The following is a 16,340-nucleotide window of genomic DNA, read 5'->3' on the forward strand; positions in this document are numbered from 1 at the left end:
CTTTTTATGCTACATTACATTTGGAGGTGTACCATGCTCTGCCGGCGGTGCAGGCTTTAATTTTGGAGCAGGACCGAATGGAGGTACGTCCTTTACGTATTGGAATGTGCCCATACCATCCATACTTGGACCAGATGCCCATCTTCCTTTGCTGCTTTCGTCTCCCATCGAATGGTTCAAGAATAAATAAGAAACCTCTCTTTTTTCCAATTCCTTCGGGAACGTGCTTGGAACAACAACCCCTTCTTGCTGTTCGAGTTCATAAATAGCAGCAAGCCATTGATTTTGATGCATAGTGTCCCTTGCGATAAGGTAGGAAAGCATATCTTTAATACCTCTGTCATCTGTTTGTTCAAAAATTCTTACTGCCTGCAATCTTCCTTGTGATTCAGCATGCAGGTTAGAACGCATATCTGCAAGCAGATTGCCGCTCGCAATGATATAGCCGCTGTTCCAAGGCACTCCGTTGCTGTCTTTTGGAGTTGCTGATAAGCCGGATACGATAGCGTGCTGTGGGTCCATCCCGCCGATAATCGCCGCTAACGCAGGATTAGTAGCAGCTGCAGACTCCAGTTCGGTTACAGGTGCATCATCTAAGAGACGGGCAACCATTGTGGACAATAGCTCAATATGACCTATTTCCTCCGTACCTGTATCTAACAGTAAATCTCTGTATTTTGCATGTCCTCTTGTACCCCATGCTTGAAATAAATATTGATTCATAACAGACATTTCTCCAAATTGGCCGCCGATTAGTTCTTGAATTCTTCTAGCGAAAAGTGGATCTGGTTTTTCTGGCTTTGCTTGGTATGCTAGTTCTTTTATATGATAAAACATTTTAGGCATTCCTCCCTTTCGTCTGTATAGGTTATTCAACTAGGGAAAATAGGTGCACTTTAAATAGCGTACAGCAAAAGCTGTCATCATAACTTGTCTGCTCTCGGCATATAGATTCAGTAAGGCTATTCTCATGAAGAAGGAAGAGAGGACGATCTTAGATGAATCGAAAATTGCTGGTGATATGCATGACAAGCTCCCTCATAGTTGGAGCCGGCGGCACTTATATTGGAATGAATATATGGGAAGAGAATAAAACGAAGTCTGATTCAGCAGCAAGCAGCAATGCGACAGCCTTATCGAAGGTTGACAAAGCGTATAACCTGATCTTAAACAATTATGTGGAAAAAGTAGATAAGGCTGAATTAGAGGAGGGTGCAATTAAGGGCATGCTTTCTACCCTCGATGATCCGTATTCTGTTTATATGGACAAGGACAGCGCAAAACAGTTTGAACAAGCTCTTGATTCCTCTTTTGAAGGCATTGGTGCTGAAATAAGCGCAGAAGACGATAAGGTTATTATTGTGTCGCCAATAAAGGATTCTCCTGCAGAAAAGGCTGGTATTAAAGCAAATGATGAAATTGTTAAGGTGGACGGAGAAAGTGTACAAGGCTTTGATCTGTATGATGTGACGCAAAAGATTAGGGGAGAAAAAGGCACGAAGGTAGAATTGGAGATTGTCAGACAAGGGCTGGAAAAGCCGCTGCAAATAGCCGTTGTCCGTGATGAGGTTCCGCAAATTACGGTTCATTCCTCTGTTAAAAGAGAGGGCGGAGAAAATATCGGTTATATTGAAATTACCTCCTTTTCACAGGAGACAGCTTCTGAATTTCATAAGGCATTACAGGAGCAAGAGCAGCAAGGAATTGCCGGCTTGATATTGGATGTCAGAGGCAACCCAGGGGGACTGCTTACAAGTGTGAATGAGATTTTAGGAGAGTTTGTGACTTCAGACAAGCCTTATGTGCAAATTGAGCATCGAGATGGAGAGACCGAACAATTCTACTCTGACTTAAAACAAAAGAAGGATTATCCAGTTGTTGTGCTTGTAGATAATGGAAGTGCCTCAGCATCAGAAATAATGGCTGGTGCTATGAAAGAAGCGGAAAACTACACACTTATTGGTGAAAAGACGTTCGGTAAGGGGACAGTTCAGCAAGCTGTGCCAATGGAGGATGGAAGCAAAATTAAATTAACTTTATTCAAATGGCTCACACCTGATGGGAATTGGATTCATAAAAAAGGGATAGAACCAAACTTGGAAGTGGAGAAATCGGCTTTATACAAAACTCATCCACTTCAAATAGAAAAGACGTTGAAGCGGGAAATGAACACCGAGCAAGTCAAGTATGCGCAGGAGATTTTAACAAGTCTTGGCTATCGGACAGACAGGCAGGATGGTTATTTCAGCAGCCAGACAGAAATTGCTGTGAAGGCCTTTCAAGGAAGCAATAATTTGACAGAAACAGGAACGATAGACGCAAATACAGCCGAAAAGATGCAGCAGGCAGTCAGAACGGAAATGCAAAAAGATGAAAACGATATGCAGCTGCAAACCGCTTTGCGATATATCGTGAATTAGAGAAAGCACACCTTAAAGAAGGTGTGCTTTTTCGTGTTGTTTACTTATTTAAAATGCTGTCCTCCAGCACGAGTGTTTTATCGCCATAGACCTTCGTAATATGCCTTTCTCCCCAATTACATAGTGCATCAAGAATACTTTGCAGGCTTTGACCATATTCACTCAGCTCGTATTCTACCTTAGGTGGAATTTGCTGATAAATGATTCGGTTAATAATGCCGTCCTCTTCTAATTCACGAAGCTGTTGTGTTAACATTTTTTGGGTAATATTAGGCATTAATCGCTTTAGTTCGCTTGTCCGTTTTTTGCCATGTGTAAGATGGCATAGGATTACACATTTCCACTTGCCGCCGATTACCTCAAGGGTTGCCTCAACAGAAATATTGTATTTCTTCTTTTCCATGCTGTAACCTCCAGATGATATTATAGGCACTAAAAAGTACCTATAGTACTTTGCGGTGCCTATATCACAAAAAAGTACGTACTTTTCAAAGATATCTATATGATTCATAATAACATTTGCCGGCCGAAAAGCAAGCTGATAAAAATTCATTCCACTAGTGGATCATTATATATCAAGCATCAAGAAGGAGGACATATGAGTAATCGTAAGAATGGAAGCGTGTATGCCTTGCTTGCATTGGCAGTCAGTGCTTTCGCAATTGGTACAACAGAATTTATTAGTGTCGGTCTTCTGCCTTTAATTTCAGCAGACTTGAATGTCAGCATTACTGCAGCAGGATTGACAGTATCCATTTACGCTCTTGGTGTTACAATCGGTGCGCCAGTTTTGACGTCCATCACCTCAAGAGTTTCCAGAAAAACATTATTATTATGGATTATGATCGTATTTATTATTGGTAACAGCATTGCTGCAGCAGCGAGCAGCCTTACTGTCTTGTTAATAGCAAGAATAATCTCTGCATTATCACATGGTATCTTCATGTCAATCGGCTCAACGATTGCAGCAGATCTTGTCAGCAAGGATAAAAGAGCAAGTGCTATTTCAATTATGTTCACAGGACTAACAGTAGCAACCATAACTGGTGTGCCAATTGGAACATTTATCGGCCAGCAATTCGGCTGGCGATTAGCATTTGTTGCAATAGTGCTTGTTGGTATTATCGCATTTATTGCCAATAGCATTCTTGTCCCGAAGAATCTTTCAAAGGCCAAGCCTTCTACGTTTAAAGATCAGCTTTTGTTAGTGACTAAGAGCAGATTGCTGCTTTTGTTCATTATCACAGCATTAGGCTACGGGGGGACATTTGTTGTCTTTACGTATCTTTCACCGCTTCTTCATGAAATCACTGGTTTCAAGGAAAGCACAGTTGCAGGCATCCTGCTTTTATATGGAATGGCCATCGCAGCAGGGAATATGATTGGAGGCAGGCTTTCTAATAAAAAGCCGCTCACAGCTCTGTTTTACATGTTTATAGCACAAGCTATCATCCTATTTTTGCTTATCTTTGCCTTGCCGTATAAAGGTGCAGGCCTTGCGTTGATTATATTAATGGGTCTGTTGGCGTTTATGAATGTGCCTGGACTGCAAGTTTATGTTGTGATGCTTGCAGAGCGGTATGTGCCTGGAGCAGTTGATGTCGCCTCTGCTGTTAATATCGCTGCCTTCAATGCAGGTATCGCGATTGGTTCTTATTTAGGTGGAGTTGTTACTAACTCATTAGGTTTAATTCATACAGCTTGGGTCGGCGGAGTAATGGTAGCAGCCGCAGTACTGCTGACTGGCTGGAGCTTAGTGTTAGAGAAAAAAGCAAATAAAAAGGAATGGGGTAAATAATATGAAACATTTACAAGATACAGTCGCATTAGCAAATGGAGTAAAAATGCCATGGCTCGGATTAGGAGTATTTCAAGTTGAGGATGGAGCAACAGTTGTAGAATCTGTTCGTGCCGCGATTAAAAACGGATACCGCAGTATTGATACGGCAGCTATTTACCAAAATGAAGCAGGTGTCGGCCAAGGAATCAAGGAGGGAATCGAGCTTGCTGGAATTAGCCGGGAAGATCTCTTCATTACATCGAAAGTCTGGAATGATGACCTTGGTTATGAAAAAACATTGGCCGCATTTGAGGCTAGCTTAGAGAAGTTAGGTCTTGATTACTTGGATTTATATTTAATTCATTGGCCAAAGGCTGGAAAGTACAAGGAAGCATGGAGAGCGCTAGAAACTCTTTATAAGAATAAAAAAGTTAAGGCAATCGGTGTCAGCAACTTTCAGGTTCACCATCTTGAAGATTTAATGAAGGACGCAGAAATAATGCCGATGATCAATCAAGTCGAGTTCCATCCAAAACTTACACAAACAGAAGTAAGAGCCTTCTGCCAAAGTCACGGTATCCAAGTGGAAGCATGGTCGCCATTAATGCAAGGTCAGCTTCTGGATCATGAGCTGTTAAAAAGCATTGGGGCAAAGTACAATAAATCTGTAGCACAAGTTATCATCCGTTGGGACTTGCAAAATGGGATTATCACAATCCCTAAATCTATTAAAGAGCATCGAATTATTGAAAATGCTGATGTGTTTGACTTCATATTGACTGATAAAGAAATGGAGCAAATCACTGAATTGAACGAAAATCTGCGTGTAGGTCCAGATCCAGATAATTTTGATTTTTAATACGAAAAAGGTCTGCTTCCACTATGGGAGCAGGCCTTTATTGATTAGCTAGTGGTAAAAGGCTTTAAATTTAATATCACCATCTATTCTTATCATGTACAGACCAACAAGGTTGTAAGGATAACTTTTAAGTTAATTCACCAATTTACCTATACATGTACGTACGAATATATGGTAGAATGTACGTGTCATCAAGTTTACCATAGAAAAAGATAATCAGTTGGAAAGGGGATAGGTGAATGAAGCTGGCGATCGCAAGCGACCATGGCGGCTTTCATTTAAAGGAGGCTGTTAAGGCCTACTTGGAGGGTAGTGGTATGACAGTTCTCGATTTTGGCTGCACGAGCACAGATAGTGTTGATTTTCCTGGTTATGCGAAAACAGTAGGAGATGCTATTAATTGTAAAGAAGTTGATTTAGGAATTCTCTGTTGCGGTACAGGAATTGGGATGAGCATTGCCGCTAATAAAATCAAAGGTATTCGTGCTGCTGCAGTAGGAGATGTATTCACAGCAAAAGCGACAAGAGAGCATAATGACAGCAATGTTCTCTGTCTTGGCGAGCGTGTAACCGGTGAAGGATTAGCGTTGACGATAGTAGAAACATGGCTGAATGCTGAGTTTTTAGGAGGCAGGCATGCCCAAAGGGTCAATGCTATCGGTGAACTGGAGGCAGGGCTATAATTTAAGGGATAACTCTGAAAAATCTGCCAGAAAAAATCCCCTAAAAAGACAAGTTTTTTTCCATTGCTCTCATAATCCTATATAATACCATTATATGAAATTAAAAACGCATGCAATTAATTAGGGGGTAAAATGCTTTGAAAGTTGGAGTAATTGTCTTTGGGAGTTTGCCTGCAGGGGTCAAACAAATAGTGTATAAGTTGCAGCTTCATTTAACTCCTAAGCACGAATTGGTTGGAATGGAGATAGAAAAGGGAACGGGAACAGCAAGATATAAGGAGCTTAACATAAACAGCGACTCTCCTTACTTGAGCGATTCAATGCTTATGATGTCTGCATATCCTGAAGATGATAAATGGGAAGAAATTTTTTCTGCAGTAGATACTGCTGTTGTCATTGGAAATGCAGAGGCGAAAGAAAAATGGACAAGCTATTTGGCTGACCATTCTTCCGTACGCTCTTTATTTGTTCCGGTGTCAATTTTTAATGATATAGAAGGTTCTGAAACCACGCTTGGTTATGATACAGCGGTGAACAGCATCGTCGATAATATTCTTAGAGTGAAGGATACAATTAACTCCTTGAAATATGACAATCCGCGGTTATTCGGTTTTTCTATAGATGGAAGCCCCTCCATTAAAATGCTGGAGGACATTTCGAGTGCAGGAGACGGGCATTTCTTTGCTCCTGAATTTGGAGCAGATGAAATGGACGCACTAAAGGAACGCATCGAAGCAAGCTTTACAGAATGGAACACTTCTTCTGTCCTTGTATATAGTGCTGCTGCACATGCTTCAGCAATAGAACAAGTTGTTGACCATCTGAAAGTAGATTTTAAATATACGGAAATCGATGAGGCACTTTGTATGGGGACAAACCCGACAGCAGCTGACCGAATTTTAGCTAACAGACTGACAGGCGGGATTCTTTCTTGGTTAGAGCAAAAGCAAGAAACAGGCCAATTGGCTGTACAAACGGACGAAATTGCATTTATAAAGAAATAATAAAAACCTGATAAAGGACTGGTATAGATGAGCGAATTGACGAAGACAAATATTGAACAAATGGCGGTCAATACTATTAGAACACTTTCCATTGATGCCATCGAGAAATCCAACTCTGGCCACCCAGGAATGCCGATGGGTGCAGCACCGATGGCGTATGCGCTTTGGGCAAAGGAAATGAATCATAACCCTGCCAATCCTGAATGGTTTAACCGTGACCGTTTCGTCTTATCTGCAGGACATGGCTCTATGCTGTTATACAGCCTGCTTCACCTGTTCAACTACGGAGTGAGCATCGACGACTTGAAGAACTTCCGTCAATGGGGAAGCAAAACACCTGGACATCCAGAATTCGGCCACACTCCTGGAGTGGAAGCAACAACAGGTCCGCTTGGACAAGGGATTGCGATGGCAGTAGGTATGGCAATGGCAGAAAGACATCTTGCTGAGACATACAATAAAGGCGACTATCAAGTTGTTGATCATTATACATACAGCATCTGCGGCGACGGTGATTTAATGGAGGGGGTTTCAGCAGAAGCAGCATCCCTTGCAGCACATCTAAAGCTTGGAAGATTGGTTGTTCTATATGATTCCAATGATATTTCTCTTGACGGTGATCTTCATCTTTCCTTCTCAGAAAGTGTGCAAAAGCGTTTTGAAGCATATGGCTGGGAGGTTCTTCGTGTTGAGGATGGCAATGATATCGCGGCAATTCAAGCAGCTATTGCACAAGCGAAGAAATCAGATGTGCCGACATTGATTGAAGTTAAGACAGTTATTGGCTACGGTTCGCCGAATAAAGGCGGTAAATCAGCTTCCCACGGTGCACCGCTTGGAGCTGACGAAACATTGCTTGCAAAGCAAGCTTACAGCTGGGAATATGAAGAAGCATTCCATGTGCCTACTGAGGTTGCTGAGCACTATGCAGGTTTAGCTGCTGAAGGTCAGACAAAGGAAAATGAGTGGAATAAAATGTATGAAGCTTATAAAGCGGAATATCCGGAGCTTGCAACTCAGCTGGAAACAGCAATTAAAGGGGAAGTGCCAGCGAATCTTCAAGAAAGCTTGCCTGATTTCGAAGCTGGAAGCGCAATGGCAACAAGAGATTCTTCTGGAAAGAGCATTCAAGCAGCGGCAAAAGCAATTCCAGCATTCATCGGCGGTTCAGCTGACTTGGCAGGCTCTAATAAAACGCTGATCGGTCATGAAAAGAACTTTGGTCTGGATGGCTATGCAGCTAAAAATATTTGGTTTGGCGTACGTGAATTTGCGATGGGTGCAGCTATTAATGGTATGGCATTGCATGGCGGTGTGAAGGTGTTTGGAGCGACATTCTTTGTTTTCTCTGACTATCTGCGTCCTGCTATCCGTCTTGCAGCATTAATGAAGCTTCCTGTCACATATGTTTTCACACATGACAGTATTGCTGTCGGTGAAGACGGACCAACGCATGAGCCGGTTGAGCAGCTTGCTTCCTTGCGTGCAATGCCAGGTCTGTCTGTCATTCGTCCTGCTGATGCTAAGGAAACAGCAGCCGCATGGCAAATTGCCTTGGAAAGCAAGGATACTCCAACTGCATTAGTGCTGACTCGCCAAAACTTGCCTACATTGGATTTAACTAAGGCTGAGGCATTTAATGGCGTAAGTAAAGGAGCTTATACCGTTTCTGCCGCAAAAGGGGAGACGCAAGGTTTGCTGCTTGCGAGCGGATCTGAAGTGTCTCTAGCCATTCAAGCACAAGCAGAACTTGAAGCAGACGGAATTTCTGTAGGTGTTGTCAGCATGCCAAGCTGGGACTTGTTCGAAAAGCAGTCTCAAAGCTATAAAGACAGCGTGCTTCCAGACAGCATTCAAGCTCGTGTAGCAATCGAAGCAGGTGCTTCATTAGGATGGAGAGAGTATATCGGTGCTAAAGGAGAGCATATTACAATCGATCATTTCGGTGCATCTGCTCCAGCTGATAAGCTTTTCCAAGAATACGGCTTCACAGTAGAGAATGTGAAGGCGAAAATGAAAGCAGCTATAGAAGCTGCGAAATAACAATAGAAGCCTGCCGTTTCTGGCAGGCTTTATTTATTGGTTTTGATTATTCTTATATGAAATTATCTCTCCTGGGCTTTCTATTAGTTTGCTAGTAGAATATAATAGATTTATATTATGAGGAATATCACGTTCTTGTGCATATAGTAATTTCAACTAGTTTTAAAAAAAGGTGGGACTCTTCATGTGGCAAGATTGGCTAATTGAATTATTAAAGGGGTTTGGAAAACTATTTCTTCATCCTTTGTTTTATCTTTCCTTTTTGTTAGCAGCCTATTTAGGTGTCTCAAGGGTGAAGAAGGAGCGAAAGGATTTCACCATCAGGGCATTGAATGCTTATTTTGAGCTGAAACAGCTTCTGCCTGTTGGCGTCATTATAGGATTGTGCCTATCGATAATATCGATTGGATTAGTTCTCGTAGTGCCGATGGAAATGGTTATCTATACAGGCATCTTCACTCTGCTTCTAAGCTTAATTTGGAAGACACGTTTGCTTTCTCCCGTGTATACTGTTGGTCTTGGAATATTGGCAAGCATCGCTTCTCTGTATATGGGATGGGATTTCTTCCTCTTTTCTGAGAGCGTAATTGGCGGAGATACATATATCTTTCCAACTGCTGTTGCGGTGTTAGGCTTGCTGCTTGCAGCAGAGGGCTTACTGATTCAGAAGAATGGCAGCAAAGGAACATCACCTCGCCTGACAAAAAGCAGCAGGGGACAAGCAATCGGCATCCATTTGTCAGAAAGAGCTTGGCTTGTGCCATTGTTTCTGTTTCTTCCAGAAGGAGTGCTGTCTATTCCTGTTGATGGATGGCCGGTCTTTACTGTTGGTGATCAAACATACTCCATCATCCTTGTGCCGTTTTTGCTAGGATTCAGACAAGCTGTACAAGCAGTGCATCCTACAGTTGCAGTGCGAGCAGTCGGCAAAAGGGTGTTCTGGCTCGGCCTGTTTATTGCAATAAGTGCGGCAGCTGCTTATTATTTCCCTCTTGCGGCTATAGGTAGTGTTATTGTGGCTATTATCGGCCGTGAATGGATTACGGCAGGTCAAAAAGCGAAGGAAAAAAATAAAGGCTTTTATTTCACGAAAAAAAATAATGGCATCATGATTTTAGGTGTTGTTCCTGACTCTCCAGCAGATAAGATGGGGCTTAAAATCGGTGAAATTATCACAAAAGTGAACAGCATTCCAGTGCAGGACGAAATTCAGCTTTACACTGCACTGCAAAAAAACTCAGCTCATTGCAAAATGGAAGTTCTCGATACAAACCATGAGGTTCGTTTTACTCAGAGGGCATTGTACGAAGGAGACTATCATAAGCTTGGCATTCTGATGATTCAGGATGAAAAGGCGAAAGGCAATCAAGCAGTATAAACATAGGTAAAAAAGATTCCTGTAAATAGCAGGGATCTTTTTTTGCGGAAAAGCCTCATTTCTCCTAATACAAATGCCGGTACCAGAATAGTACAAGCTAACATATTATAAGGTGAATGGCAAAATTAATAACAAGGAGTGAATGGTAATGGACAGAGGTACACTCATTCGTACATTAGTGTTGGCAATCGCATTGGTCAACCAAGTCCTAGTTTCCTTTGGTTTATACGAAATTCCTGGGACAAGTGAGGATTGGACAAACTACCTGACTAACGCATTTACAGTTATAGCAGCTGCAATTGCTTGGTTTAAGAATAACTATGTAACTGCAAAAGGGAAAATGCAGAAGGAAGTTTTGAAGGCAAGTAATCTTACGAACGCGAAATAAAGGATAGAGCACCGTGATGGTGCTCTTCTTCTGTTTAATTGAGTTTTGACTTCTTTTGAGCGTATTAATTTTTTATTTAAAGTGATTATTTTATAATAGAACAGAAAGACTAGGAAGGAATTCCAAAGTACTCGATGAAAAGAGGTCAAAACAATGAAAATAGAGGTATGGTCAGATTTTGTATGTCCATTTTGTTATATAGGCAAGCGCCGTTTAGAGGAAGCTATTGCTCAGTTTCCTGGTAAAGATCAAGTAGAGGTTGAGTTCAAAAGCTTTGAATTAGACCCAAATGCAAAACCTTACTCCGGCACGGGAATCAATGAAGCGCTGGCAAAAAAATACGGCATGAGCATTGAGGAAGCAAAACGAGCAAATGAAGGAATTGGCAGCCAGGCTGCTGGTGTCGGTTTGCAATTTAACTTTGATGATATGAAGCCAACAAATACATTTGACGCTCATCGCCTGGCGAAGTTTGCGGCAACTGTCGGCAAAGAAAAGGAAATGACAGAAAAGCTGTTAGCTTCTTACTTTACAGAATCAAAGCTGATAAGCGACCATGACGTATTAGTAGAAATTGCTCAATCTGCAGGTATAGAAAAAGCAGAAACTTTAGCTGTTTTAAATGACTCTACAAAATATGCAAATGATGTCAGAATTGATGAAGCTTTAGCACAGCAAATGGGAGTGACTGGAGTTCCGTTTTTTGTTATTAATCAAAAGTATTCTATCTCAGGCGCACAGCCGACTGAAACATTCAAACGTGCTCTTCAGCAAGTTTGGGAAGAAGAAGGAAACGCACCTAAACTGCAAGACCTTTCAGGAGGAAATGCAGGAGCAGCTTGCACAGATGATAACTGTGAAATTCCTGAAAAATAATAGACCTAAAGTTATCTAACAACGAAGGGAGCAATATTTGCTCCCTTCGTTGTTTTTTATTGAAGGATGCACTTTGCTTGTAAAAGATAACAGTGTGGCTTGAAGTCTGAATTTCTGGGACTCAAACCATTATTTTTTAGATAACCGATAGTTTTCAAGAGCCTAATATGCCTCGCCCTAAAAAGCCCTAAAGGTTATTGATAACTCCGATTAATTACTATAAAGACTTGGAAGAATATACTCACCAAAGAACAGCCAGCTTTGTTTCTTTTATAGTGTTTAAATTGTGTTTACATAAAAAAGTAATTGACATGTAAGCATCTTCTAATTTAAAATTACATGCATGTGCAATTATAAGTAGTGCAACTATTTTTTGTGGAAAGGATACCGATATGTCAGATAAGTATATGGATAATAAAGAGTTAGGCTTGATACTTTCGAGGACTTATTTAGCTTTTAAAAGAGCAGCTACCCGTCAGATGAGCAGCTTTGGACTGACACCAGAACAGTTTTCTGTGCTGAGCGAATTAAGCAAGACGGAGGGAGTTTCCCAAAAGCGGCTGGCAGAGCTGACAGAAAGAGACCAGACAACAGTTGGTAAGATTCTGGATAAGCTCATAAAAAAAGAGCTTGTAAGTCGTTCTGCAGATCCGTCTGACAGGAGAGCGGTCCGGTTAATTATCACGAGAAAGGGTCTCGATTTGCATGCGCAAATATGGCCAGAGCTCGAGCAGCTTGAAAACCAGACATATAAAGGTCTTAAGGAATCGGAAGTTGAGAGCTTCATCCACATATTAAATAAAATGTATGATAATCTTTCGTAATTTTTTTTAAGAATATACATGCATGTGCAACTTTTTTTGTGAACAGTAGTAAAGGGGAGTAGGAATGAAGATTTTACAAGGTTTTAAAAATATGATGAAAATTCCACAGACAAAAATTGGTTTAGTATTTGCTATTTTTGTGCCTGTGTTCTTTATGATCGTCTGGATGACTGGATATAATCATGCAACAGAAAGACTGGATGAGCTTAATGTTGGCATTGTTAACGAAGATGGAGCGGCAAGCAAAGCGTTAGAAGAACAAATTGCCAAAAGCAGCCCTTTCCATATTGTGACCAATTCGGGATTTGAAAAAGCGAAGGAGCAGCTTGATAAAGGCAATTATGCAATGCTTATCGTTATTCCTGCCAAATTCGCAGAGGAAATGGGCAGTGGCAATGGGGAACTGACTTTCTATGTTAATGAGGCAAACTCACAAGTAGCTGTGTCTATGATGGAAAAAGCAGCATCCGAAATCAGTGCAAATATAGGTGTTCATAGCGGTGTTAAAGCAGATATTGTGAAAACAAACGAGGTTCATAATTTCGCAGCATCTATGCTTCCGATGATTTTTGGCTTTATCACCTATATAGCTGTAATGACGATGAATATCCAATTTAATCTTGTTTCTCAAATCATGAAAAAACATAACTCAAAATGGCAAATTTTCTGGAGCAGGCAGCTGTTGCTGGTCATCGTAGCGCTCGTTGTTCCGACAATCATTGTCAGTCTTGCGGTCAGCTTTCAAGATGTGGCTGCGCCATACTGGAAGATATGGCTGTTCCATGTGTTAACAGCAGCAGCATGCATCAGCTTCACACAAATGAGTTTCAGCTTATTTGGCAATGCAGGACCGCTCTTTAATGTAGCGATGGTTCCATTGCAGTTAATGACAGCAGGCAATATTATTCCAGCAAATATGCTTGCACCGTTTTACCAGCATTTCGGTGCCTTCTTGCCTGCTTCTAATGGGGTGCAAGGATTCACGAAGTTGATTTATACAGGAGATTCAGTATCATCATTCGCAGTGAACCTTGTGCTTATACTGATTGTGACATTTGCTATCACGGTTATCAGACTGGCAGCACAAAAAGAAAAAGCAGTTAATTCTGCGGTATCTGCAAAGCAATTAGCTCATTAAAAAAAAGGAAAATCCATCATTTTCGATGGATTTTCCTTTTTTAGTATAGCTGTCGACTTTCAGTTAGCATTAATACCTCCTGTGCTTTAACAGGCTTGGAGAATAAGAAACCTTGAATGCTGTAGCAACCCATTTCTTGCAGCAAATGAAGCTGTTCCTTCAGTTCGACACCTTCTGCTACAAGGTTGAGATTCAGGTTATTAGCTAAAGTGATAATGGTATGAACGATGGCGTTATTCGTTTCTGTCCCAAGATTTTGAACAAATTCTCTCGGGATTTTCAGGGCATCAATCGGCAGCTCCGTTAAATAGGACAAGGAGGAATGACCTGTGCCGAAATCATCTATTGAAATTCGGACACCCAATTCTTTCAGCCTGTGCATGGTGGCCACTGTTTTTTCAATTTGGTTCATGGCAATCGCTTCTGTAATTTCGATAATTAAGTAGTTTGGATCAAAGCCTGATTCAGCTACTGAAGCAGCAATGAAATCAACAAGGTCACTTGATTGAAATTGTTTCGGTGAAATATTAATCGATACTTGAATTAAATTCCCGCTGTCATGCCAAACTCTGCCTTGTCTGCACGCTTCTTTTATGATCCATTCTCCAATCGGAATGATTAAGTTCGTTTCTTCTGCAAGATCAATAAAATGAAATGGTGTCAGCAATCCTAATTTAGGGTGCTCCCATCTGATTAACGCCTCTGCACCGTATATAAGATCTTCCTGAGTATCCACTTGCGGCTGATAATAAAGGACGAACTCATCATTTTGAATAGCGTGATGCAAATCCTGTTCTAGTCTTAAGTGATTTTCAGACACACCCTCCATTCCAGGCTTATAGAAATTATATTGATTTTTTCCATTCTTTTTTGAGTAATACATCGCAATATCTGCTTGTTTCATCATGGTGACTGCGCTTTTTTCTGTTCCTTCTGATAAAGAAATGCCCATGCTTGGAGTTGTGACAACATAATTTTCTTTAATGAAGTAAGCGGGTGTTAATGCTTTCATCATTTGCTCAAGCAGCTCTATGATTTCGTCCTCTGTTTTACGGTTTTTTAACAAAATCGTAAATTCATCACCGCCCAATCTGGCGAGTATGTCACCAGGGTGGATGACAGAGTTCAGCCTTGTTGAGATTGATACAAGCAATTCATCACCAGCATCATGCCCTAACGAGTCATTAATCACTTTAAAACGGTCAAAATCAATGAAAATAACAGCCATTAAGCCTGATTTTGCTGATTTAATCCCTTTTCGCAGCGACTCTTCAAAATAAGCTCTGTTTGCTAATCCGGTCAGTGAATCATGATAAGCTAAAAACTGGATTCGTTCATTGCTTGCAATAGCGTTTGTAATATCTTTTGAGATGACAAATACGCCGGCAACTTCCATGTTTATATACATTGGAATGAAGGTTATATAATAAAAATATCTTTTGCCAAAATCATCCCGATAATCCACTTCAAAGCTTTGATGCAGGCCTTGAAGAGCGATATGAAAGCTTTTCTCAACAACCTGTCTTTTTTCTTTGAATATATGAAAAAAGGAAGCTCCTAAAAAGGATTCTATAGGTTCATAAGCCATCCTGACAAAAGCGTTGTTTATTTCAATAATATTGCCTTGTAAATCAAGTGTCATTGCAGCATCTGGATGAAACTTGAACAAGGACATGAATTTTTGATTGTCTGTGCTCGCAGTTTTAAGCAGCCTTTTATAATTTGCCAAAATGATAATCTGTCTTGCCATGATAAGGAAAACGGATAAGAGGCCTCCAATTGCCAAAACAGGATGATGATGATCGACGATAATAATAAAACATATAAAAAATAAGAGGGCAGAATATGGAATAAATATTTGTAAAAAATCGTATCTCCGTCTTTTGGTCATAGCTGCTGCTGGAGTCCTTTTTGCAGCAATGCTCGCTAATGCGATAATCAGCAAAGATAAAATAAATAAAGGGTCAAAATAGCTTCCCGTATTGTATTTAGTGACAAACAGCAAATACATATAGCCCGTATCTGCGGCAATTTGCACGAGTATTCCTATTAAAATTACCGTTAAATTTGTTCTGAGTGGCAGCTCTTTAATGGAAAATAGGATTAATAAGGCTCCAATCAATAAGGCAAGATCACCTAATGGGTATCCGATTGCTGTAGCCAGAAAAATTCCTGTATAACCTTCTGTTTTCAGCAAAGGTTCAAGAAGGAAGTAGTAGCTTAAACAGAATGCAACAATCATTACAATCATTAATTCAAAAATTAGCTGAACACTGCGGAGCAAGGTTCTTTGCATGCTGAAGTAACGGAGGAAACCAGTTAAATAAAAGAAAATCTGCAGCATGTAGAAGATGTCGCTGTAATCTGGGAATGGAACCGTTTGACGCAAAATACTTTCCTGATACAACCAAATCAGCTCTGCGATAAAGTACGTAAATGTGCCGCTGGCAAGCCAAAACCAAAGATTTTTTTCAGGTGTGCTGCTTTTTCGATAAGAAAAGAACAACACAGCAGTGGAAATGAGCGCACCTGCAGCCGATAAAATATTACTGCTCAGCACAGTTATGTGACTGTCTGTTCCAAACAGCAAAACACCATAATAGATTAATATATAGCTGACAATAATAAAAACTCCGATACCGATTCTGTATGTAACTTTCAACTTGCTCATCCTTTTTCCTCACGACTATTAATTGGGTATTTTGTCTCATTATAAACGAAAATATAGGTTATTCCCACAGAATAAGGAAATTAATTAGCTGGTACTATTTTCTAAAGGTGCATGGCTTACTTTTAGGAAAAGCGTTTTTTTTAGAGAAACCTGTCCTTTTTGCGCAATATATGAACATTTGCCTAAAAAATGCATATATATTAATTGACGTATTGTTGATATACATTTAAAATCTTTCCTAAGGGAAACTTTTTTAAATGGAGTAAACAAACGTTA

General features: G+C 40.5%; 14 protein-coding genes. 11 read left to right on the forward strand and 3 right to left on the reverse strand.

Going from position 1 to position 16,340, the window contains the following annotated elements:
• Positions 1 to 9: 9 nt before the first annotated feature.
• Positions 10 to 837, reverse strand: a complete 828-nt coding sequence (locus LXM54_RS24535) for a manganese catalase family protein (protein WP_233318477.1) — start codon at positions 835 to 837, stop codon at positions 10 to 12.
• A gap of 161 nt (positions 838 to 998) precedes the next feature.
• Between LXM54_RS24535 and LXM54_RS24540 the strand changes: the two genes are divergently transcribed.
• A complete protein-coding gene (locus LXM54_RS24540; protein ID WP_233318479.1) occupies positions 999 to 2,420 on the forward strand; it encodes a S41 family peptidase in 1,422 nt (473 codons plus the stop codon).
• A 40-nt stretch (positions 2,421 to 2,460) separates the two neighbouring features.
• On the opposite strand, the gene LXM54_RS24545 is transcribed toward LXM54_RS24540, so the two are convergent.
• A complete protein-coding gene (locus LXM54_RS24545; protein WP_233318481.1) occupies positions 2,461 to 2,823 on the reverse strand; it encodes a winged helix-turn-helix transcriptional regulator in 363 nt (120 codons plus the stop codon).
• 195 nt (positions 2,824 to 3,018) lie between these two features.
• On the opposite strand from LXM54_RS24545, the gene LXM54_RS24550 reads away from it, so the two are divergent.
• The 10 genes from LXM54_RS24550 to LXM54_RS24595 all read left to right on the forward strand — a co-directional run bounded on the left by LXM54_RS24550 (position 3,019) and on the right by LXM54_RS24595 (position 13,393).
• Positions 3,019 to 4,218 (forward strand): MFS transporter, encoded by a 1,200-nt coding sequence (locus LXM54_RS24550; RefSeq protein ID WP_233318482.1) that lies wholly within the window; start codon positions 3,019 to 3,021, stop codon positions 4,216 to 4,218.
• A 1-nt stretch (position 4,219) separates the two neighbouring features.
• Positions 4,220 to 5,059, forward strand: a complete 840-nt coding sequence (locus LXM54_RS24555) for an aldo/keto reductase (protein WP_233318484.1) — start codon at positions 4,220 to 4,222, stop codon at positions 5,057 to 5,059.
• A gap of 239 nt (positions 5,060 to 5,298) precedes the next feature.
• The gene (gene rpiB, locus LXM54_RS24560) at positions 5,299 to 5,742 is read left to right on the forward strand and encodes a ribose 5-phosphate isomerase B (protein WP_233318499.1); all 444 of its coding nucleotides are present in this window, start codon (positions 5,299 to 5,301) and stop codon (positions 5,740 to 5,742) included.
• A 137-nt stretch (positions 5,743 to 5,879) separates the two neighbouring features.
• Positions 5,880 to 6,746: a 6-phosphofructokinase gene (locus LXM54_RS24565; RefSeq protein ID WP_233318501.1), complete on the forward strand. Its 867-nt coding sequence runs from the start codon at positions 5,880 to 5,882 to the stop codon at positions 6,744 to 6,746.
• A 27-nt stretch (positions 6,747 to 6,773) separates the two neighbouring features.
• On the forward strand, positions 6,774 to 8,789 hold the full coding sequence (tkt, locus tag LXM54_RS24570) for a transketolase (RefSeq protein ID WP_233318503.1): 2,016 nt from the start codon (positions 6,774 to 6,776) through the stop codon (positions 8,787 to 8,789).
• A 184-nt stretch (positions 8,790 to 8,973) separates the two neighbouring features.
• Positions 8,974 to 10,167 carry a PDZ domain-containing protein gene (locus LXM54_RS24575; RefSeq protein WP_233318505.1) on the forward strand — a complete coding sequence of 398 codons (1,194 nt, stop codon included), beginning with the start codon at positions 8,974 to 8,976 and terminating at the stop codon, positions 10,165 to 10,167.
• 148 nt (positions 10,168 to 10,315) lie between these two features.
• Positions 10,316 to 10,555 carry a phage holin gene (locus tag LXM54_RS24580; RefSeq protein WP_233318507.1) on the forward strand — a complete coding sequence of 80 codons (240 nt, stop codon included), beginning with the start codon at positions 10,316 to 10,318 and terminating at the stop codon, positions 10,553 to 10,555.
• 153 nt (positions 10,556 to 10,708) lie between these two features.
• The gene (locus tag LXM54_RS24585; RefSeq protein ID WP_233318509.1) at positions 10,709 to 11,431 is read left to right on the forward strand and encodes a DsbA family oxidoreductase; all 723 of its coding nucleotides are present in this window, start codon (positions 10,709 to 10,711) and stop codon (positions 11,429 to 11,431) included.
• Between the two features lie 392 nt (positions 11,432 to 11,823).
• Positions 11,824 to 12,255, forward strand: a complete 432-nt coding sequence (locus LXM54_RS24590) for a MarR family winged helix-turn-helix transcriptional regulator (RefSeq protein ID WP_233318511.1) — start codon at positions 11,824 to 11,826, stop codon at positions 12,253 to 12,255.
• A 64-nt stretch (positions 12,256 to 12,319) separates the two neighbouring features.
• Complete coding sequence (locus LXM54_RS24595) at positions 12,320 to 13,393, forward strand: YhgE/Pip domain-containing protein (RefSeq protein ID WP_233318513.1); 1,074 nt, start codon at positions 12,320 to 12,322, stop codon at positions 13,391 to 13,393.
• A gap of 40 nt (positions 13,394 to 13,433) precedes the next feature.
• Here the strand turns inward: LXM54_RS24595 and LXM54_RS24600 are convergent, their stop codons facing one another.
• Positions 13,434 to 16,064, reverse strand: a complete 2,631-nt coding sequence (locus LXM54_RS24600; protein ID WP_233318515.1) for an EAL domain-containing protein — start codon at positions 16,062 to 16,064, stop codon at positions 13,434 to 13,436.
• Positions 16,065 to 16,340 lie beyond the last annotated feature (276 nt).

It is taken from the genome of Bacillus sp. Au-Bac7 (assembly GCF_021341655.1).
Taxonomy (GTDB): domain Bacteria; phylum Bacillota; class Bacilli; order Bacillales; family Cytobacillaceae; genus Niallia.

What these genes read in the sequence shown, in the direction of transcription:
- LXM54_RS24535 (WP_233318477.1), bottom strand. Translation starts at nt 837, where the DNA reads ATGTTTTATCATATAAAAGAACTAGCATACCAAGCAAAGCCAGAAAAA.
- rpiB (WP_233318499.1), top strand. Translation starts at nt 5,299, where the DNA reads ATGAAGCTGGCGATCGCAAGCGACCATGGCGGCTTTCATTTAAAGGAG.
- LXM54_RS24575 (WP_233318505.1), top strand. Translation starts at nt 8,974, where the DNA reads ATGTGGCAAGATTGGCTAATTGAATTATTAAAGGGGTTTGGAAAACTA.
- LXM54_RS24545 (WP_233318481.1), bottom strand. Translation starts at nt 2,823, where the DNA reads ATGGAAAAGAAGAAATACAATATTTCTGTTGAGGCAACCCTTGAGGTA.
- LXM54_RS24580 (WP_233318507.1), top strand. Translation starts at nt 10,316, where the DNA reads ATGGACAGAGGTACACTCATTCGTACATTAGTGTTGGCAATCGCATTG.
- LXM54_RS24595 (WP_233318513.1), top strand. Translation starts at nt 12,320, where the DNA reads ATGAAGATTTTACAAGGTTTTAAAAATATGATGAAAATTCCACAGACA.
- LXM54_RS24550 (WP_233318482.1), top strand. Translation starts at nt 3,019, where the DNA reads ATGAGTAATCGTAAGAATGGAAGCGTGTATGCCTTGCTTGCATTGGCA.
- LXM54_RS24585 (WP_233318509.1), top strand. Translation starts at nt 10,709, where the DNA reads ATGAAAATAGAGGTATGGTCAGATTTTGTATGTCCATTTTGTTATATA.
- LXM54_RS24590 (WP_233318511.1), top strand. Translation starts at nt 11,824, where the DNA reads ATGTCAGATAAGTATATGGATAATAAAGAGTTAGGCTTGATACTTTCG.
- tkt (WP_233318503.1), top strand. Translation starts at nt 6,774, where the DNA reads ATGAGCGAATTGACGAAGACAAATATTGAACAAATGGCGGTCAATACT.
- LXM54_RS24555 (WP_233318484.1), top strand. Translation starts at nt 4,220, where the DNA reads ATGAAACATTTACAAGATACAGTCGCATTAGCAAATGGAGTAAAAATG.
- LXM54_RS24600 (WP_233318515.1), bottom strand. Translation starts at nt 16,064, where the DNA reads ATGAGCAAGTTGAAAGTTACATACAGAATCGGTATCGGAGTTTTTATT.
- LXM54_RS24540 (WP_233318479.1), top strand. Translation starts at nt 999, where the DNA reads ATGAATCGAAAATTGCTGGTGATATGCATGACAAGCTCCCTCATAGTT.